Source organism: Pseudomonas sp. SCB32, from assembly GCF_009189165.1.
Classification (GTDB): domain Bacteria; phylum Pseudomonadota; class Gammaproteobacteria; order Pseudomonadales; family Pseudomonadaceae; genus Pseudomonas.
Genome location: NZ_CP045118.1, coordinates 1790074 through 1809782, shown reverse-complemented (window position 1 = coordinate 1809782; position 19709 = coordinate 1790074). Strand labels below are relative to the sequence as shown.

19 protein-coding genes are annotated in these 19709 nt (G+C 66.0%); 8 read left to right on the top strand and 11 right to left on the bottom strand.

The window, feature by feature from the left end; translation table 11 throughout:
• Nucleotides 1–168: 168 nt before the first annotated feature.
• Entirely contained in the window at nt 169–417 is a 249-nt protein-coding gene (locus tag GA645_RS08595; RefSeq protein ID WP_152221803.1) for a hypothetical protein, read from the top strand.
• Here the strand turns inward: GA645_RS08595 and GA645_RS08590 are convergent, their stop codons facing one another.
• Together GA645_RS08590 and GA645_RS08585 are read right to left on the bottom strand one after the other, a co-directional pair.
• On the bottom strand, nt 418–1440 hold the full coding sequence (locus GA645_RS08590; RefSeq protein ID WP_152221801.1) for a glycosyltransferase family 1 protein: 1023 nt from the start codon (nt 1438–1440) through the stop codon (nt 418–420).
• Nucleotides 1437–2246, bottom strand: coding sequence for a UDP-2,3-diacylglucosamine diphosphatase (locus tag GA645_RS08585; protein ID WP_152221799.1), 810 nt, complete (start codon nt 2244–2246; stop codon nt 1437–1439). The genes GA645_RS08590 and GA645_RS08585 overlap by 4 nt, the downstream gene beginning before the upstream one ends.
• A 140-nt stretch (nt 2247–2386) precedes the next feature.
• On the opposite strand from GA645_RS08585, the gene GA645_RS08580 reads away from it, so the two are divergent.
• From GA645_RS08580 to GA645_RS08570, 3 genes are all read left to right on the top strand, one after another.
• Nucleotides 2387–3151, top strand: a complete 765-nt coding sequence (locus GA645_RS08580) for an AraC family transcriptional regulator (RefSeq protein WP_152221797.1) — start codon at nt 2387–2389, stop codon at nt 3149–3151.
• A gap of 68 nt (nt 3152–3219) precedes the next feature.
• A complete protein-coding gene (locus GA645_RS08575; protein WP_152221795.1) occupies nt 3220–3561 on the top strand; it encodes a tRNA-binding protein in 342 nt (113 codons plus the stop codon).
• Nucleotides 3562–3648: 87 nt separating this feature from the next.
• Nucleotides 3649–4515, top strand: coding sequence for a DMT family transporter (locus tag GA645_RS08570; protein WP_152221793.1), 867 nt, complete (start codon nt 3649–3651; stop codon nt 4513–4515).
• Nucleotides 4516–4761: 246 nt separating this feature from the next.
• Here the strand turns inward: GA645_RS08570 and GA645_RS28770 are convergent, their stop codons facing one another.
• The 3 genes from GA645_RS28770 to GA645_RS08555 all read right to left on the bottom strand — a co-directional run bounded on the left by GA645_RS28770 (nt 4762) and on the right by GA645_RS08555 (nt 6782).
• Entirely contained in the window at nt 4762–5220 is a 459-nt protein-coding gene (locus GA645_RS28770) for a hypothetical protein (RefSeq protein WP_256676175.1), read from the bottom strand.
• A 161-nt stretch (nt 5221–5381) separates the two neighbouring features.
• Nucleotides 5382–6374, bottom strand: a complete 993-nt coding sequence (gene rfaD, locus GA645_RS08560; RefSeq protein WP_152221789.1) for an ADP-glyceromanno-heptose 6-epimerase — start codon at nt 6372–6374, stop codon at nt 5382–5384.
• 123 nt (nt 6375–6497) lie between these two features.
• Nucleotides 6498–6782 (bottom strand): SelT/SelW/SelH family protein, encoded by a 285-nt coding sequence (locus tag GA645_RS08555; RefSeq protein ID WP_152221787.1) that lies wholly within the window; start codon nt 6780–6782, stop codon nt 6498–6500.
• Nucleotides 6783–6850: 68 nt separating this feature from the next.
• Here GA645_RS08555 and GA645_RS08550 point away from each other — a divergent pair, with 68 nt between their 5' ends.
• On the top strand, nt 6851–9037 hold the full coding sequence (locus GA645_RS08550; protein ID WP_152221785.1) for a patatin-like phospholipase family protein: 2187 nt from the start codon (nt 6851–6853) through the stop codon (nt 9035–9037).
• Nucleotides 9038–9410: 373 nt separating this feature from the next.
• On the opposite strand, the gene GA645_RS08545 is transcribed toward GA645_RS08550, so the two are convergent.
• From GA645_RS08545 to recQ, 6 genes are all read right to left on the bottom strand, one after another.
• Nucleotides 9411–11504 carry a FimV/HubP family polar landmark protein gene (locus tag GA645_RS08545; RefSeq protein ID WP_256676103.1) on the bottom strand — a complete coding sequence of 698 codons (2094 nt, stop codon included), beginning with the start codon at nt 11502–11504 and terminating at the stop codon, nt 9411–9413.
• A 391-nt stretch (nt 11505–11895) separates the two neighbouring features.
• Nucleotides 11896–12330, bottom strand: coding sequence for a transcriptional regulator SlyA (gene slyA / locus GA645_RS08540; protein WP_152221783.1), 435 nt, complete (start codon nt 12328–12330; stop codon nt 11896–11898).
• A 118-nt stretch (nt 12331–12448) separates the two neighbouring features.
• A complete protein-coding gene (locus GA645_RS08535) occupies nt 12449–13465 on the bottom strand; it encodes a DUF2804 domain-containing protein (protein WP_152221781.1) in 1017 nt (338 codons plus the stop codon).
• 179 nt (nt 13466–13644) lie between these two features.
• Complete coding sequence (locus GA645_RS08530) at nt 13645–14838, bottom strand: diguanylate cyclase domain-containing protein (protein ID WP_372239785.1); 1194 nt, start codon at nt 14836–14838, stop codon at nt 13645–13647.
• Nucleotides 14839–14915: 77 nt separating this feature from the next.
• The gene (locus GA645_RS08525; RefSeq protein ID WP_152221777.1) at nt 14916–15200 is read right to left on the bottom strand and encodes a hypothetical protein; all 285 of its coding nucleotides are present in this window, start codon (nt 15198–15200) and stop codon (nt 14916–14918) included.
• A gap of 368 nt (nt 15201–15568) precedes the next feature.
• Nucleotides 15569–17713, bottom strand: coding sequence for a DNA helicase RecQ (gene recQ, locus GA645_RS08520; protein WP_152221775.1), 2145 nt, complete (start codon nt 17711–17713; stop codon nt 15569–15571).
• Nucleotides 17714–17909: 196 nt separating this feature from the next.
• On the opposite strand from recQ, the gene GA645_RS08515 reads away from it, so the two are divergent.
• The 3 genes from GA645_RS08515 (at nt 17910) to lapG (ending at nt 19707) form a co-directional block, all read left to right on the top strand.
• A complete protein-coding gene (locus GA645_RS08515; protein WP_152221773.1) occupies nt 17910–18497 on the top strand; it encodes a YecA family protein in 588 nt (195 codons plus the stop codon).
• 7 nt (nt 18498–18504) lie between these two features.
• Nucleotides 18505–18906, top strand: coding sequence for a YbaN family protein (locus GA645_RS08510; protein WP_152221771.1), 402 nt, complete (start codon nt 18505–18507; stop codon nt 18904–18906).
• Nucleotides 18907–19005: 99 nt separating this feature from the next.
• On the top strand, nt 19006–19707 hold the full coding sequence (gene lapG / locus GA645_RS08505; protein WP_152221769.1) for a cysteine protease LapG: 702 nt from the start codon (nt 19006–19008) through the stop codon (nt 19705–19707).
• Nucleotides 19708–19709: the final 2 nt, after the last annotated feature.

The following is a 19709-nucleotide window of genomic DNA, read 5'->3' as shown; positions in this document are numbered from 1 at the left end:
GTAAAAGCCGGCAACGATGACATTCGCGTTCGTCGGTATCCGGCGGCCGGGCCTTGGGGCTGGTCTATGGTGGGGATTAGCAAGGCTTGCCGGCACACCCAGCCGGCCCCGTTCCGCCCCGCCACGCGCCCGACACGGGCCGTCGGCGATTCGCCCGGAGGACGCCCCATGAGCCTGATGCAATGCGAGTACCGCAAGTACACCATCACCGCCGATGTCGTCGAACACCCCGGCCTGCCCACCCCCTGGGCAGGCGGCTGCCACATCACCAGCCCGGACGGCCAGACCACCAAGCGCAAGACGCTGCCGCTGGAGTTCGCCTATATGGCCGACCTGGAAAAGGCCCAGCACGCCTCCATCGCCCACGGCAAATGGCTGGTGGACCAGAGCCTGGATCACGACCGCCAGCTGTTCTGATCAGCAGGCCGGTGCTTCGCTGACCGGCAGCTCCGCCAAGGGTACCTGCAGGGAAAGGAATTCCTGCGCGGACAACTGCCAGGACTGGCCACGCGCCCAGAGCGCGCAGGCCTGACGGTCCAGTTCCAGCGCTCGCATACAGGCGCTGTGCAGGTCGTCGTCCAGCGCACCGGTCACGCCCTCCTCCAGTACATCCAGCGGCCCCGCCACCGGGAAGGCCGCCACGGGCGTGCCGCAGGCCAGCGCCTCGTACATCACAAGCCCGAGGGTATCGGTCCGCGAGGGGAACACCAGAACACTGGCGCTGCGATAGGCCGTCGCCAGCGCCTCGCCCTGTTGATAGCCGAGGAATTCCGCCTGTGGATAACGCGCTTGCAGCTCGGATCGCTGCGGGCCGTCACCCACCACGCGCATGAGCCCCGGCAGATCCAGATTCAGGAAGGCTTCGAGATTCTTCTCCCGCGCCAGGCGCCCGACATAGAGAAACACCGGCTGCGCCACAGGCGCCCCATCGCCCGGCTGGAAACGCGACAGGTCGACACCCTTGCGCCACAGCGCCAAACGCTTGAGCCCCTGCTCGACAAAGGCCTCACGCATCCGCTCGCTACTGACTAGCACGGCCTGGCTGGGCGCATGGAAGCGGCGCAGGAAGGCGTAGCCCCAGGTCAGTGGCAGCCAGGGCCAGCGGGTGCTCACGTATTCGGGAAAGCGCGTGTGAATGGCGCTGCTGAACTTCACGCCCCGGCGCATCAGCCAGCGCCGGGCGGCCCATCCCAGTGGGCCTTCGGTGGCAAGATGCACGCAGTCAGGGGCGAACTCGCTGATCTTCCGGCCGACCTTCCACAGGTCCCAGGCCAGGGGAATTTCCGGATAGCTGGGGCATGGGCGATGCCGGAAATCCTGCGGGGTGATCAGCCCGACCGTGTGGCCCAACCCTTCCAGCTCCGCCACCAGCGCCTTGAGGCTGGTGACCACGCCGTTGATCTGCGGCAGCCAGGCATCGGTGACGATCAGCAGCCTCATGCCGCCGTCTCGACCGCCGTCAGCTCCGTGACTTGCGCCTGCTCCTCGGCCAGCCGGTAGAGCTGGATACTGCCATCCCAGTGTTCGATCAGCGCCGAGCAGGATTCCACCCAGTCGCCGCAGTTGAGGTATTCCACCTCGCCGATCTGGCGGATCTCCGCGTGGTGGATGTGCCCGCAGACCACGCCATTGAGGCCGCGCTTGTGCACCTCATGGGCGATCGCTTCCTCGAAGTCGCTGATGAAGTTCACCGCGGTCTTCACCTTGTGCTTGAGGTACGCCGACAGCGACCAGTAGCCATAGCCGTAGCGGCTGCGCCAGTGGTTCAGCCAGCGGTTCAGGGTCAGGGTGAACTCGTAGGCGGAGTCGCCGAGGAAGGCCAGCCACTTGTGGTAGCGGGTGATCACGTCGAACTGGTCGCCGTGGATCACCAGCAGGCGGCGGCCGTCGGCGGTGGTGTGCTCGATCTCGTCCACCAGACGGATGTTGCCCAGCAGCAGCGAGGAATAGCGACGCAGGAATTCGTCGTGGTTACCGGTGACGTAGATCACCTCGGTGCCGCGCTTGCTCATGGTCAGCAGACGGCGGATCACGTTGGTATGTGCCTGCGGCCAGTACATGCCGCTGCGCAGTTTCCAGCCATCGATGATGTCGCCGACCAGGTAGACGCGGTCGGCGTGGTAGCGCTTGAGGAAGGCGGCCAGGTGCTCGGCCTGGCAATCGCGGGTGCCGAGGTGGACATCGGATATCCACAGGGTCCGTACGCGTTGTTTCTTCGTCGGCGTCATGCGTTGCGCGCTGCTCATCGGCGGCGACCTCCAGTGGGGTTTGTCCAATTTTCGGCGCCGGCAGTGAAGTGCACATGACCGACTGGCGACAGTCCCGTTACAGCCCCCGCCGCGCTAGACTGATGGCCAGCCGCCAAAGCCCGATGAAGCAGCCCCCGATGAGCCAGATCCTCTCCCTGCGCACCTACAGCCACGACCACCTCGCCCACAGCCACAGCCATGCGCAACTGGTGCTGGGCCTTTCCGGCAGCCTGGACTTCGAGGTGGGCGGGCACGGCAGCCTGGTGACCCGGCAGTGTTTCGCGGTGGTCCCGCGCGATACCCACCACGCCTGCGCCAGCCCCGACGGCAGCCGCTGCCTGGTGCTCGACCTGGACGACGAGGACGACCTGCTCGGCGGCCTCGGCCTGCACGCCGACGCCGGCCGCCGCCTGCTGGAAACCCCCGGCCAGCGCCTGCTCAATGGCGATCAGGCACAACTGGTGAACTGGCTGGCCAGCAGCTCGCTGCACGACCCAGTGCTTGCCCGCCAGGGCGCCATCCTCCTGCTCGCCAGCCTCGCCGCCGGCCAGCAGCGCCTGGACGAGCCGGCGCACCTGCCGCTGGCCAGCCTCGACAGTTACATCGACCGCCACGCCGCGCACCCGCTGCAGGTGGCCGACCTGGCGCGTCTCGCCGGGCTGTCCGCCGCGCGCTTCCACGCCCGCTTCCTCGCCGAGACCGGACAGACACCCATGGACTACGTGCGCCAGCGCCGGCTGCAACAGGGCCGCGACCTGCTGCGCGGGACGCACCTGCCGGTGGGCGACATTGCCGCGCAGGTCGGCTACGCCTCGCAAAGCGCCTTCACCGCCGCTCTGGTGCGCCAGTTCGGCACCACACCGCGCCAGTTGCGCCAGGAGGCGCGCGACAATTCCCGCTAGCCGCGCGACAGACAGCCGCGCACCCAGCGCCTAGACTGCCGACCATCGAACCGAACAAGAGAACAGCGATGTCGGCAGACACCATCGAATGGCAGGACTTCGAACGCGTCGAATTGCGCGTGGGCACCATCGTCCAGGCCGAGCCCAACGTGAAAGCGCGCAAGCCCGCCTACATCCTCCAGGTGGACCTCGGCTCGCTGGGGCTGAAGACCTCCAGCGCGCAGATCACTGCGCATTACGCCATTGACGACCTGGTGGGTCGCCAGGTGCTCTGCGTGTGCAACTTCGCGCCCAAGTCCATCGCCGGTGTGCGCTCGGAAGTGCTGGTCACCGGCGTCTACGACAGCGACGACAAGGTGGTGCTGGCCGGATTCGACAAGCCGCTGCCCAATGGCGCGCGGCTGGCCTGATTTGCGCTTCACCCTGAGCCGGCCGATCCGGCGCGCATCCCACTTCTCCAGCAAGGTCCCGCCACGGCAGTCGGCGGGTTCGCAGGCATGATTTCCATTTCCCGACTCACTCCCCGCGGCGCCCTGCTCGGCCTGCACATCGGCGCCCTGATGTTCGGGCTGTCCGGCATCTTCGGCAAACTCATCCTCGCGGGCCCGTTGATCATCGTCTTCGGCCGCGCGCTGTTCGGCTCGCTGTCGCTGGCAGCTGTGTTCGCCGGGCACTTGCGCGAGCAAAAGCGCCCCACGTTGAAACAGGCCGCCATGCTGGTTGGCGGCGGCCTGCTGCTGTGCACGCACTGGCTGACCTTCTTCCTCGCGGTGAAGGTCGGCAACGTCGCGGTCGCTACCCTCGGCTTCGCCAGCTTCCCGGCCTTTACCGTGCTGCTGGAGGGGCTGCTGTTCCGCGAGCGCATCCACAAGGGCGAATACCTGGTGGTGGCGCTGGTGTGCATCGGCCTGGTGATGGTGACCCCGACACTGGATCTGCGCGATGGCGCTACCGCCGGACTGCTCTGGGGCACGGTGTCCGGCCTGCTGTTCGCGCTGCTGTCGCTGGCCAATCGGGTAAGCGTGCGCGGCATCGACCCGATCCAGGCGGCGCTGTGCCAGAACCTGACCATCATCGCCTGCCTGTTGCCGCTGGTGTTCGTCGAGCTGCCCTCGGTGCGTGGCATGGACTGGCTCTGGCTGGTCGCCCTGGGCGTACTCTGCACCGGCGTCGCTCACAGCCTGTTCGTCGCCAGCCTGCGGCTGATCAAGGCGCGCACGGCGGCGGTGATCTTCGCCCTGGAGCCGGTCTACGGCATCGCCTTCGCCACTGTGCTGTTCGGCGAGGCGCCGAGCCTGCGCATGCTGGCGGGAGGCGCGCTGATCATCTTCGCCACATTTCTCAGTGCACGCGGCTCGCACTGACGCGAACGAGGAAACGCTGTTCGTAGGAGCGAGCTTGCTCGCGAACAGCCCACGCTCCACTACGAAGAGATTCGCGAGCAAGCCCGCTCCTACAAGGGACAGACCCCATCTGCGACGGGAAAAAAGAAGGCCGCTTCGCAGCATGCGGATTGCGAACCCTTGCCCCGGGGAGGGATTGCCAAGGATTCCTCGCATGACAGCCTGCGAAGCGGCCTGTCCGGTGTGGGCTCCTGCTAATCAGGAGCCTCAGTTGACGCTGTAGCCCCGCCCGTTAAGGCAGGCCCCCAGGGCACGCCGGTAGGTATCAGCGACGCCCGGCGGCGGTGCCTGGGTGGCGGCGGCGGGATCGAAACCGCTCTGGCCGACGGCCCAGGTGTGGCATTCGTAGCGATCGCGGCTTTGCTGCTCGGGCGCCTGGCCACGAGCGGGATAGGCGATCACTTCATAACTGGTGCTCGGCACTGCCTGTACTGCTGGCGGCGTCTCCACCACCACGTACTGGCGGCGGTCGACGTTCCACAGGTAGTAGGTGCCGGCGGCGACGAAGTACAGCATGCTGCCGATCCACACTTCCCGCGCATAATCCGGCAGGCCGTGGCCATGACCCGGTCCCGGGCCCCAGCCGTGGTACGGTCCCGGGCCTGGACCCGGCCCATGGCCCGGCGGCCCCGCCAGGACGGTTGCGCTCAGGCTCAGTACCAGCATCGCGGCGATACCCCTGAGCGCCACGCGAGACGACCCGTTCATTGCACCTCCGACTCAGGCAGACCGATGTCCGCCGCTCCGGGTGCAATGATCGCGTGTTCACCCTCCCCTGAGTGTCAGCACTGGGTAAAGACTGGGTAAAACCGGCAATACATGCCGCCTCACGCTTGCTGCAGCAGCCAGCGGCAATAGCGCTCCACGCCCTCCTCCACACCCAGCATCGGCTCGCGATAACCCGCTTCGCGGAGGAAGGCGATGTCGGCGCAGGTGTAGCACTGGTATTTGCCCCGCAGCTCGTCCGGGAACGCGGTGTATTCCAGCAGCCCGGCACGGATGGCCGCGTCCAGGGTCAGTGGTTGCAGGTCCTGTTGCGCGCGCAGGGTGTTGACCACCGCCAGCGCCACGTCGTTGAACGGCTGTGCACGGCCACTGCCGAGGTTGAAGATGCCGCTGCGTTCGGGGTGGTCGAGGAAATGCAGATTGACCCTGGCCACGTCCTCCACCGAGACGAAATCGCGCAGGTGACCGCCGGCCGGGTAGTCGCCGTATTCGCCGAACAGCCTCACCTTGCCCGTCTCGCGGAATTGGTTGAAGCAATGGAAGGCCACCGAGGCCATGCGCCCCTTGTGCTGCTCACGCGGGCCGTAGACGTTGAAGTAGCGGAAGCCGGCAATCTGGCTGCGGGCGGTCGGCAGCACCCTGCGCACGCGCTGGTCGAAGAGGAATTTCGAATAGCCGTAGACGTTCAGCGGCCGCTCGCACGAGCGCATTTCGCGGAACTCGTGACCGCCGCCGTACACCGCTGCCGACGAGGCATAGAGGAACGGCACGCCCAGCGACAGGCTGGCGTCCAGCAACTGGCCGCTGTAGCGGTAGTTGTTGTCCATCATGTAGCGCCCGTCGCGCTCCAGGGTGCTGGAGCAGGCGCCCTGGTGGAGCAGCGCGCGCACCACGCCGAAGTCGCCCCGGGCATAGCGCTCGATGAAGTCGCGCTTGTCCAGGTAATCGCTGATGTCGCAGTCGGCGAGGTTGGCGAACTTGTCGCCATCGGTCAGATCGTCGACCGCGATGATGTCGGTCTCGCCGCGCGCGTTCAGCGCCTTGACGAGGTTGCTGCCGATGAAGCCGGCGGCGCCCGTGACGATGATGCTCATGTCAGGCATCCCTTGCGGAGAATGGATGCCTTCAGACTACGAGTGGTACGGGCGTACCCCGTTGACATGAAGCAAAGAAGATAGCCAGCTAACGAAATGATCTTTCCAGCACTGGCCGTCGATTCAGGGGCGGTCGTTGTGCCCCAGGTCACGCTGCGGATCGATGCGGTCACGCACCCGTTGCTTGAGCACCTTGGCCTCGGGGAATCCGCCGTCGGCCTTGCGCTCCCAGATCTGCTCGCCGTCGCAGCTGATATGGAAGACGCCGCCGGTGCCGGGCACCAGACTGACCTTGCCCAGGTCATCGCCGAAGGTGCTCAGCAGCTCCTGGGCCAGCCAGGCGGCGCGCAGCAGCCACTGGCACTGGGTGCAATAGGTGATGACGATTTCGGCTTTGGCTTCGGACATGAGTCAGACTCTGCTGTAGGACGCGCACCTATAATACCGGCCGACAAGCCTACCCGGATGCTTCTGTTATGCGCCGCCTGTTGTGTGCCCTGCTTCTGCTCCTGCCCCTCGGTGCCCTGGCGGCCAGCACGCCACCGAAGATCGGACTGGTACTCTCCGGCGGAGCGGCTCGGGGTCTGGCACACATCGGCGTGCTCAAGGCGCTGGACGAACAGGGCATCCACGTCGACGCCATCGCCGGCACCAGCATGGGCGCGGTGATCGGCGGCCTCTACGCGGCGGGCTACACGCCCAAGGAACTGGAAAAGCTGGCCTTGAGCCTGGACTGGCAGCAGGCGCTGTCCGACTCCCCGCCCCGGGTCGACATGCCCTTCCGGCGCAAGCAGGACGACCGCGACTTCCTGGTGAAACAGAAACTCAGCTTCCGTGACGACGGCACCCTCGGCCTGCCGCTGGGCGCGATCCAGGGCCAGAACCTGTCGATGCTGCTGGAGAGCCTGCTGGTGCACACCAGCGACACCCGCGACTTCGACAAGCTGGCCATCCCCTTCCGCGCGGTGGCCACCGACATCGCCACCGGCGAGAAAGTCGTGTTCAGCAAGGGCCACCTGCCCCAGGCGATCCGCGCAAGCATGTCCATCCCGGCGGTGTTCGCCCCGGTGGAGGTGGACGGCAAGCTGCTGGTGGACGGCGGCATGGTGGACAACATCCCGGTGGACGTGGCGCGGCAGATGGGCGTCGACGTGGTCATCGTGGTCGACATCGGCAACCCGCTGCTCGACCGCAAGCAACTGACCACGGTGGTGGACATGCTCAACCAGTCCGTCACCCTGATGACCCGCAAGAACTCCGAAGCGCAGCTGGCCACCCTGACCGCCAGCGACGTGCTGATCCAGCCGCCGCTCAGCGGCTACAGCTCCGCCGATTTCGGCAAGGTGCCGCAACTGATCGACGCCGGCTACCGCGCCACCACCATCCTCGCGCCACGCCTGGCCAGCCTGCGCGAGGGCGAAGACGAACACGCCCTGGCGCTGAACCAGGCGCGCACGCCCGGCGAGCGCAAGCCGGTGATCAACAGCATCGAGGTGGAGAACGACTCCAAGGTCAGCGACGACGTCATCCTCCACTACATCCGCCAGCCGCTGGGCGAACACCTCGACCTCGAACGTCTGCAGCGGGACATGAGCACCCTCTACGGCCTCGAATACTTCGACCAGGTACAGTACCGCGTGGTGCACCGCAAGGACGGCAACGCACTGGTGATCCACGCCTCCGGCAAGCGCAGCGGCACCGACTACCTGCGCCTGGGCCTGAACCTCTCCGACGACCTGAACGGCGACAGCACCTTCAACGTCGGTGCCAGTTACCGCGTCAACGGCATCAACCGCCTCGGCGCGGAATGGCTGACGCGCCTGCAGATCGGCGACCACCAGGAGCTCTACAGCGAGTTCTACCAGCCGCTGGACGTCGGCTCGCGCTACTTCGTCGCGCCCTTCCTGTTCAACGAAGCGCAGAACGTGGAAGCCACCAACGACGACGACCCCATCGCCGAATACCGCCTGGAGCGCTACGGCTACGGCATCAACCTCGGCCGGCAGATCGCCAACAACGGCGAGTTCCGCCTCGGCGTGGCCCAGGCCTACGGCAAGGCCGATGTGCGCGTGGGCGAGCAGGACCTGCCCAACTACCACTTCAACGAAGGCTACGCCCAGCTCACGTACTCCTTCGACACCATGGACAGCGTCGATTTCCCCCGCGAAGGCGCGAGTATCCAGACGTACTTCCGCGAGCACACTCCCTCGCTGGGCGACGACGACCGCTATCGGCAGTGGGACCTCCACCTGGACAAGGCGCTGAGCACTGGCCCGAACACCTTTGTGCTGGGCGGCGGCTACGGCCGAACCATCGACGACGCCAACGTGGTGGTGTCGAGCTTCCTGCTGGGCGGCGCGCGGCAGCTCTCCGGCTACCGCCAGGACGCCCTGGCCGGTCAGAACTACAGCCTGGGCCGGGCCATCTACTACCGGCGCATGACCGAGCGTTCCTTCCTGCCGCTGGACTTCCCCTTCTACCTGGGCGGCAGCCTGGAGCGCGGACGGGTGTGGAACAACGACAACAGCTACGACACCGGCTACATCAACGCCGCCAGCATCCTGATGGGCTTCGAGACGCCGCTGGGTCCGCTGTCCTTCAGCTACGGTCTGAACAGTGCCAGCGAGCACGCGATGTACATCAACCTGGGGCGGAGTTTCTAACGGCTCGTCACCTGACGCAGGGCATACAACCGCTCGCGGTTGTATGCCGTAACACCTCGCGCCATCTTCAGTGCCGGGGCCGAGCCTGGACTGCTCTCGTAGGAGCGGAGCTTCTCCGCGATGCGCTTCTGCAAGGCTGGCCCTTCGCGGACAAAGTCCGCTCCTACGAAAAGCGGATCAGCGACTTTCCTGGGGTATCTGCCCTGGAGGCTATGCCCGGGTTCGCGAGCAAGCTCGCTCTTGCAAGGACGGGCTCATCGGCGTCTGAATCAGGCTCTAGCAGGAGCGGACTCCGTCCGCGCCTACGATAAGCAGAGCAACGCCCAAGAAGAAGCCCGGCACAAGGCCGGGCTTTTTTCATTCACCGCGTGGATCAGGCAATCAGTGCCAGCAGTTCGCGAGCCTCGGCCTTGGCCTTGGAGTCGCCGTTCTCGATCACCTGCTTGAGGATGCGGTAGGCCTCCTCCAGGTTACCCTTGTCGATGCAGGCGCGGGCTTCGTCGAGGCTGGCCAGCAGCTCGTCATGCTCGTGCACGTCGGTCTCCGGCAGCTCGAACACCAGGTCGCTCTCCGTGGCCTGTGCGAACATGCTGGCGTGCTCACCGTCCAGGTCCAGCTCGGTGATTTCCGGCAGCTCGCGCAGATTGCTGCGGAAATCGGCGGGAACCGGTTGTTCGGCCACCGGCGCGTTCTTGCTGCGTTGCGGCGTCTCGAAGGGATCGAGGGAATCCCAGTCCAGATCCAGCGACATGTCGTTCAGGTTCAGCGCGAAATCCGGCTCCGCTTCGGCAGCGTGGGCATGCGCAGCGGGTGCGGGAGTGTCATCCAGCGACAGGTCATCCCAGTCGGTCAGGGTCTCGCCCGTTGGGGCGGAAGGGACGTCCTGCGCGCGTTCGAGCATTGCCGGATAGCGCGACTTGATCTGGTCGATCTGCTTCTGATCCCCGCCTTGCGCCATCAGCTCGCGTTCCTGCTCATGGAAGCCCGCCACATCGCCCAGTTCGGCGAACACCAGCAGCAGCTTCATGCGCAGTTCGCGACGCTCAGGCTCCTGGGCGACGGCCTTGCGCAGCAAGTCGCGCGCCTGGTTGAAACGACCGTAGGCGATGTAGATATCCGCCCCCTCCAGGCTGTCCGCACTGGCCGCCGGCAAGCGTGCCACACCGGCATCGGGAGCGAGCACAGGCTGCGGGCGCGGGACCGACGCGGGCGCCGGAGGCACTACCGCGGCGGCAACGGGCCTGGCCTGCGGGATGGGCTTGGATTGGGCCGGCTGGATACGGGTGTCCTTGACCGGCGGCTCCTCGCGCTTGCGGCGCATCAGCAGCAGCCCGGCCAGCAAGGTACCGAGCCCACCCACGCCCAGCCACGGCCAGACGTTGAAGGACGAGCCCGCAGCATCGACAGCCGGCGTCGCCGGAACCGCAGCGACCGGCGCGGGAGCAGGTGCCGACTGTTCGGCCTTGGGTGCTGCCGGAGCGGCAGGAGTGGCAGGAGTGGCAGGAGCATCGCGGTGGGCCAGTTCGGCCTGCAGGCTCTGCACCTGCTGGTCGCGGCTTTCCAGGGCTTTCTGCAGCGACTCCAGCTGCTTCTGCATGGCGTCCATGCGCTGATTCAACTGGTCGCGCTGGGCATTGCTCAGGGCAAGGTCGGCTTCCGCCTTGGCCAGGTTGCCATCGACCGTCGGTGTGGCAGGTGCAACGGGCGCCGCGACTGCTGCCGCATCAGCGGCCGGTGCCACGGAGGGCGCTGCGTTGGCAGGCGCGGCATCCTGTGCGGTCGGCGCGGCGGTATTGGTCGCGGGGGCCGCGGCGGCAGGCTGCGGAACGGGAGCGTTGGTGTGCCCGGCGTACTGCTGGCCCTGCGGCAGGACCAGCGTCTGGCCGACCTTCAGGCGATGCGGATCACCGTTGACGAAGGCCTGTGGATTGAGCGCCAACAGGCTGTCCATCAGCTGGCGGTGCGAGGCGCCGGTGCCACCCAGGCGCGAGGCGATCCCCCACAGCGTGTCACTGCGCACGGTGGTGTAACGTCCCTCGCCCGCCGGGATGGGCGGTGCCGCGGGGGCGCTGCGAACCGGTGAAGTGCGTCGACCGGAAGGCTCTGGCGCCGTGCGATCGGGCAGCGGGACACTGGCCGCGACCGACGTACGCGCGCTGTTGTAGCTCGGTGGGTCGAGGAGCACGGTGTACTCGCGGAGCATGCGCCCGTTGGGCCGCTCTACTTCCACCAGGAAGTTGAGGTAGGGCTCGTGCACCGGCTGGGTGGAGACCACCTTGATGTAGCTGCGCCCGCCGCGAATCACCGGAGTGAAACGCAGGTTCTGCAGGAACATGAAGCGATCGACGCCAGCCTGCTCGAAGGCTGCCGGACTCGCCAGGCGAGCGATCAGTTCGTCGGAGGTCATATCGCCCGTTTGCAGCAAGGCGATCTCCGCGTCCAGCGGCTGATTCAGCGACGAGTGCAATGTGATTTCGCCCAGGCCAAGAGCATTCGCATGAGCGGAGACAAACACCGAAAGCGCAGCGAGCGTCAGCGGAATTCTATTTGTTATCTGAGCCATAACTTCATCCCATTGTTCGGGTCTGCTAGCCGTTCCCTGACCACCCGAAAGCGGCAGGCTTAACCTGTCCACACACTCGAACCGCCATGCCGGACAACAGACCGCACGCGTATCACCACTGCACCGGAAAGGTACAGGCCGATTGATATCAGGGATTAGGTGGTACAACGGGTTTGGTCAAGACAAATCGTCGAAAAACCGGCGAATGGTCTAGGCAACCGAGCGTTGGACTGGCGACCTCGCGAGAAACCGCCAGAAAAATGGCTATCTTACCGAACTTTCCGTGACGAGTTGCTCAGTTTTTCTCCAGGTTGCCAAGAATCCGGCTAAGAACCTGCTGGCAGAGGGCTATCTCATCCTCACTGATGCCGTTGAGCACCTCATTGCGTACCGAAGCGGCAATGCTCTCGATGTCGGCGATCAGGATGTCTGCCTTGGGCGTCAGGGCGATGCGCTTGGCGCGCCGGTCCTCAGCCACGGCCTGGCGGCGAACCAGTCCCTGGGACTCGAGGCCATCGAGCAGCCGGGCCAGGGTTGGCCCCTCGACACCGACGGATTGCGCAAGCTCGCGCTGGGTCGGTGCGGCGGAGTGGCGTGCCAGGTGCAGCAGCACCAGCCAGCGCGCCTGGGACAGCCCAAGGTGGCTGAGCCGGCGGTCGAGTTCAGCCCGCCATGCACGCGAAGCCTGGGCCAGTTGGGTTCCGAAGTAGTGCTTATCGTTGTCTGCCATTGTGTCGCGTTTTTCAGGTAACGAACCGGGATGATTCAGCGAAGTTGATTTGACTAATTATTAGCCAGCTAATCAAGCCCGTACAATGACAGATTGTCGCAGGGCGTGACACGACGCCTCACCACTTGGCGTACTGGTCCTCGACGAAGCCCCACAGGTTGTCGATGCGCACCTCGGCCTGCCCCACCGGCCGCAGCACGCCGCTGAAGCGACCGAAGATCTGTTTGAAGTTGCTCGCCAGCACGCCGAGGTTGAGGCGTTCCTGGTGCAGGCCATGGGCCTCGAAGCGCAGCTCGACCTGGCCGTCGTAGGAGCGGATGGTCCAGGGCTTGAGCGGATGGTCGCGGTCGAACTCGAAGCGCACGCTATCCACCTTCACCAGCCTGCCATCCAGCCAGTAGCAGTTCTCGGTGAAGCTGGTCTCGTTGACCCCGCACGACAGGTTGAGCCCGACCCGCTGGCCGTGCGCCTCGCCGGACAGGCAGGCCCAGTTCCAGAAGGTCTCGCGACGCATGTAGCCGGCGGACCAGTCGTGATGCGCATAGGCATCCAGCTCGCGCAGGTCGTAGTTGCCCAGGGCGCTGTGCACCTCGCCGTGGCAGCGCACGCCAGCCACCTTGCGCGCGTAGACCCAGCCATTCACCGCTGTCGGCGTACAGAGGCTCATGGGCTCGAAGGCCGGTTGCTCCTCGCTGAAGCGCGCGTCGATGCGGGTACCGTCGTCCAGTTCCACCAGAAGACGCTTCTCCAGCGGCGCAGAACCGTTCTCCAGGCGCAGCAGGTTGCGCCCCTGGCGCAGCTCGCAGACACCGTCATTGGGGCTCTGCGAGAAGTTCGTGCCCATGCCCAGCGGGCACTTGAACTGGCGCTCGATCATCCGCCCGCTTTCCGGGTGGTAAAGGTAGACGAAGCCGACGGTGAGCAGGCTGACGTCGGCCAGCGCGCAGCCGCCGATCAGGGTCGGGCTGATCAGGCCGAAGTACTGGAACTGGTGGAAGTTGCGCCACTTGCTCAGCGCGCCCAGACGACGGCCCATGGGTGAGCGGTAATCGAAGTCGCGGTGGTTGATCGTCGCCGGGGTGGTGGGAAAGATGCCGTAGTGCGGTTGGCCGTTGGGCTGGATCAGCTGCTGCATGGGCGCGGGCTCGATGGCGGGGTCCGGCGCATGCTAGCACCGGGCCTGCTCGCGCCGCAGTCACGCACGGCGCCAGTGCGGGGGACGGAATGGGCCACTCGGGCCGATGACGAAATCTCTGTAGGAGCGCGCCATGCGCGCGATTCGCGGGCATGGCGCGCTCCTACAGGGCGGCTCGCTCACGCCACCACCTGATTGCGCCCGAACGCCTTGGCCTCGTACAAGGCCCGGTCGGCGTGCTCGTAGATACTGCGCAGCGGATGCCCTGTCTCCGGCCACAGGCAGGAGACGCCAATGGACAGCGTCACCTCGTCCGCTGTCAGCGAGCCCTCGTGGGCGATGCCCAGGCGCTGTACCGACTCGCGCAGCACCTCGGCGCGCTCCCTGGCCTCACGCTCGCTGGCGCCGTAGAGCAACACGGCAAACTCCTCGCCGCCCAGGCGCACGGCCATGTCCAGCGGTCGTCGGGCGCAGGCCGCGAGCACCTCGCCGATGCGCTGCAGCACCGTATCGCCGGCCTGATGGCCGTAGCGGTCGTTGTAGGCCTTGAAGTGGTCGACGTCGCAGAGCAGCAGCGCCAGCCCTACGCTCTCGCGCTGTGCCTGGCGCCACAGGCGTTCGAGTTGGCGATTGAAACTGCGCCGATTGTGCAGCCCAGTGAGGCTGTCGTGCTCGGCCATCACCCGCAGCAGGCGGCTGATCAGGAAATGCTGGCGGGACTTGTACTCCAGCAGATAACAGCCCACCGCGCCGACCAGATTGCCGAACAGCAGGAACACCACGTTGTTGATCAGCTTGGGCAGCGGCAGCCCGACATACAACTCGCCCCCCACGTAGGCCAGCAGGATGACGAAGGCGCAGGCCACCGCTTCGGAAAAGCGCAGACCGATCAGGAAGTAGGCGGCCATGCTGACCAGCAGCAATCCCTCGTAGGGATAGGCCTGGTCGACCGAGTGGGCGATGGCCACTACCGCCGCGGCACCGACGCCGATGCAGAGGATGCAGGCCAGGCTCAGCGGCACCAGCAACTGGATATGGCGGCGCTGCAGGATCAGCGCGCCACAGGCCACCAGCAACACCAGCACGCCGACGCGCACGGCAAGCATCTGCCAGTGCACCGGGCCGCCGATGAGATGGAAGTCGATGACCGCCAGCGCCAGCCAGATCAGCACGCCGATGGTCAGCGCGGTGCGCTTGAGATCGAAGCTGTCTTCCAGCAGGTAGTGGCGGTATTGGGTTTCGAGGTCGGGTTCGAAGCGCAGCCGGCGAAAGCCCTGGGAGAGCTGTTCCGCGTAGGCGTTGGAGTGGACGTCGTCCAGCCAGTTTTGTTGTGGCACGTTCACCTCTTCTCGTGGAGGTCTAAGTGCCACCATAGCTGTTCGAGATGCGCGTCACAAGTTTGTCGTTTTGACCCGTCACGAATATGACGGCCTGCCACGGCTCGGCACGATCACCATCGAGGGTCGCGCGTATCCCGGTGGCGGTCATAGCCGTTGTAAGAGTCGTCGCAGTAGCTGCGTGTGGAACGGCTGTGATGCTTGATGCACTCGCGGTAGTTCTGCTGGTCCTCGTCATCGTCGTCACCGCGGTTCCTCGACAGCAGCACCAGCCCCGCCACGACCGCCAGACCGATCAGCGCCGTCTTGCCACCTTCGGAAAGACCGCCACCACAGGCACATCCACTGAGTTGCCCCACGACCAGCAGCCCCGCCACTACCCGCACCCAGCCCGCCATCCGCTACTCCGCAAGTGATCCGTACTGCCGGATATGACTGGCGGAAATGGGCGCCATTGCTGGCACATTGATATTTCATCTGTAACGCCGTATTTCGGCGCGATCAGCGTGCGACCGTCCTTGTTCTCACCGTAGGAGCAACTGTCTTTCAGGCTCCCGCGTTCGCGGGAGTGACGGGGGTGAGACTCGCGCTCCGTTGCGTCATCCCCGCGAACGCGGGGACCCAGCAAACAACGTAGGACCTTGTCCGCGAAATCCACCGCGAATGACTCGGTGTCTCCAGGTGAGCGCAGGCGTCATGCGTCCACGTAGGAGCGGACTGTGAGTCAATCGCGGACAAAGTCCTCTCCTACAAGGGTGTCAGCCGATCAGACCTCTAGCTCGGCCTGCAATGCGGCGCGCACGCAGTGCAGAACACCCAGCGGCACGCGGCCTTCGAACAGCTCGGCGATGGCGCTCACCGGCGGCAGTTCGCCGTCCTCGTCGAGGAAGGCGTCCTGCACCTCGCCGAGCAGTTCCTCGGGCAGGTCCAGGGCCTGCTCCAGGGTCAGCTGCTGGCGGCCGATGGCTTCGGCCAGCAGGCTGTAGACGTTCTTCTCGCTGCAATCAAGCTGGCGAGCGATCTGCGCGGGGGTCATTCCGGCGCGGGCCAGGGTCACCAGTTCATGGCGCAGGTCGGTGACCGGGGCCGGGGTGTCCGGCGCCTTGTCCGACTCGGTGAGCACATCGAGGAAGGCCTGGCCGTAGCGCTCCAGCTTGCGCGCACCGACGCCGCTGACCTGGGCCATGGCGGTGAGCGTGGTCGGCTGGCTGCGCAGCATTTCCAGCAAGGTGGCGTCGGGGAAGATAACGTAGGGCGGCACCGAGTGCTCCTCGGCCAGCTTGCGCCGCAAGGTGCGCAGGGCTTCCCACATCTCGCGCTCCTCCTGACGCACCAGCTGGCTGGCCGGGCTGGCGCCGCCGGAAGAGGAGGATTTGCTGCGCTGCGGCTTCGGATCGCGGCGCAGGGCCAGCGTCTCTTCGCCGCGCAGCAGTGGACGACAGGCTTCGGTCAGGCGCAGGCCATTGAAGCCGTCGACGTCCACATCAGCGAAGCCACGGGCGACCAGCTGGCGGAACAGCGTGCGCCACTCGTCTTCGCCACGGGATTTGCCGATGCCGAACACCGCCAGGTGCTGGTGCCCGACGCTGCGCACCTTCTCGGTGTCCTTGCCCAGCAGCACGTCCACCAGGTGGCCGACGCCGTAGCGCTGGCCGCTGCGGTAGATGGCCGACAGGGCCTGGCGCGCCGGCTCGGTGGCGTCCCAGGTTTCCACGCCGTCGACGCAGATATCGCAGTGGCCGCAGGGATTGGGCATCACTTCGTCAAAGTAGGCCAGCAGCGCCTGGCGGCGGCAGCGGGTTTCCTCGCACAGCGCCAGCATGGTTTCGAGCTTGTGCCGCTCGACGCGCTTGTGGCGCTCGTCGCCCTCGGAGTTCTGCATCATCTGTCGCAGCAGCAACACGTCCTGCAGGCCGTAGGCCATCCAGGCGTCGGCGGGCAGGCTGTCACGGCCGGCGCGGCCGGTTTCCTGGTAGTACGCCTCCAGGCTCTTGGGCAGGTCCAGGTGCGCGACGAAGCGCACGTTGGGTTTGTCGATGCCCATGCCGAAGGCGATGGTGGCGACCATGATCAGCCCTTCCTCGTTGAGGAAGCGCTTCTGGTGATAGGCGCGCAGGTCGTTGGACAGCCCGGCGTGGTACGGCAGCGCCGGGAAGCCCTGGGCGGAGAGGAACTCGGCGACCTCCTCGACCTTCTTGCGCGACATGCAGTAGACGATGCCGGCATCGCCGCGCCGCTCGCTGAGGAAGCCCAGCAGCTGCTTGCGCGGCTGCTCCTTGGGCACGATGCGGTAGAAGATGTTCGGCCGGTCGAAGCTGGAGAGGAATTGCTCGGCGTCCTGCAGGTGCAGGCGCTGGATTATTTCCTCGCGGGTGCGCATGTCCGCCGTGGCGGTCAGGGCGATGCGCGGCACGTCCGGGAACAGCTCGGCGAGCTGGCCCAGCTGCAGGTATTCGGGACGGAAGTCGTGGCCCCACTGCGACACGCAGTGCGCCTCGTCGATGGCGAACAGGCCGATCTGAAGGCGTTGCAGGAAGGCCAGCATGCGCGGTTGCACCAGGCGTTCCGGGGCGAGGTAGAGCAGCTTGATCTCGCCGCGCTGCAGGCGGTCGGCGATCTCGCGCTGGGCGTCAGGGCTCAGCGAGGAGTTCAGCGCCGCGACTGGCACGCCCAGTTCGTCCAGCGTGGCGACCTGGTCTTCCATCAGCGCGATCAGCGGCGAGACCACCACCGTCAGGCCCTCGCGCAGCAACGCCGGGACCTGGAAGCACAGCGACTTGCCGCCGCCGGTGGGCATCAGCACCAGGGCATCGCCGCCGCTGGCCACGCGCTCGATGATCCGCGCCTGATTGCCACGGAAGGCGTCGTAACCGAAAACGTCTTTGAGGATGCGCAGGGCCTGGTCGAGCATGGGGGACTCCGAATGAAGCCGCGCATTATACGCAAGCCATCCGCCCGCGACCGGCACCTTGTCCGGGAAACTGCGGAAAAATCCGTCACATGCGTCCGAACCCCGCGTCGGCTCAGGCCGCAAGGGCATTTCGCTTTTGCCGCGAGGCCACGGAAAGACTACAATTCGGGACCGATCACCTCCGAGGTAGTACCCGATGTCCTTCGCCGACCAATTGTCCCGCCTGCAAGCCTTTCTCGATGCCGATGACCTGCACGAGGAAGCCTTGGATTACGTGGCGGCACACGGCTACCTGACCGCCCTGGCGATCTGCCCGGACGAAGTACCGGACCGCGAGTGGATCGACGCCCTGTTCGCCGAGCCGCCGCACTACCGCAGTGACGAGGAACGCACCGAGATCGAGGGCACCCTGGTCCAGCTCAAGGCCCACATCACCCGCCAGATGGCCGGTGACGAGGAACTGGAACTGCCCTGCGAGCCCTACCTGGGCGACGAGCCGGACGACTCCGACATCCGTGGCTGGTGCATCGGCTTCATGGAAGGCGTGTTCCTGCGTGAAGCGGTGTGGTTCGAGCAGGCCGAGGAAGAAGTCAGCGAGCTGCTGCTGCCGATCATGGTCGGTTCCGGCCTGTTCGACGAACAGCCCGAGTTCGACGAAATCGCCCGCGACCGCCAACTGGTGGACGACATGGTTGCGCAGATCCCCGAGCTGCTGACCAACCTGTTCCTGCTGTGCCAGGCCCCGGAAGAGAAACCCGCGCTGCTGAAGCCGCGCACTCACTGATCGTTCGATGTCTTCGCGGGAAATCCGCCAGAGCCGCCACGCCTGGGTTCGTTACTGCCTGCTCGGCGTGGGCTGGCTCAGCGTGGCGCTGGGCGTGATCGGCATCTTCCTTCCGGTGCTGCCCACCACGCCGTTCCTCCTGCTCGCCGCCGCCTGCTTCATGCGCAGCTCCCAGCGTTTCTACGACTGGCTGGTGTACCACCCGAAACTCGGCCCGTGGATTCGCGACTATCTCGACGGCGAAGGCATCCCGCTAAAGGGCAAGGTGTACGCCATCGGTCTGATGTGGAGCAGCATCGCCCTCTCCTGCTACCTGGTGCAGCGCCCCTGGGCCTGGGGCTTCATGCTGACCAGCGCGACGCTGGTAACGCTCTATCTGATCCGGACCAAGACACGCCAGCTGGACTGAGCGCCCCTCTTCCCCGCCGCGCAACGAGCGCTGGCGATACGCCAGCGCAACTTTCCAAGGACCGCCTAGACTCCTCTCATCCCACATGGAGCGCTGGCGATGCAGCCAACCGGAGGAGCCCTTAGGCTGTTCGCCAACCCGCTGTGTCTGCGGGTCGGCGTGCTGCTGCTCGTGCTCCTCGCGCTGACGGCCAGCGCCGCGTGGAACTTCGACACCATCCTCAAGAATGCCCAGCAGCGCTACGGCGACCTGGGCCCCGCGAAGGGACGCATCCAGTCCTGGGGCCGACTGATCGACGACAGCGAAAACCTCGACGAAGCCGCCAAGCTCAAGGCGGTGAATTCCTTCTTCAACGGCGCCCTGGTGTTCACCGACGACATGACCGTCTGGCACCAGGAGGACTACTGGGCGACCCCCGTCGAAGCGCTCTACAAGGGTGCCGGCGACTGCGAGGACTACGCCATCGCCAAGTACGTCACCCTGCGTCGCCTCGGGGTCGCCAGCGACAAGCTGCGCATCACTTACGTCAAGGCCCTGATCCAGAACCAGGCGCACATGGTGCTCACCTATTACTCCACCCCCACTGCCGACCCGCTGGTGCTGGACAACCTGATCCCGCAGATCAAGCCCGCCTCCCAGCGCAAGGACCTCCTGCCCGTCTACGCCTTCAACGCCGAGGGGCTGTGGCTGCCCGGTCCCGGCGGTGGCAAGCGCACCGGCGACAGCAAGAAGCTGTCGCGTTGGCAGGACGTAATGACCAAGATGCGCGCCGAGGGCGTGGACCTCGACGAGATGCGATAGGA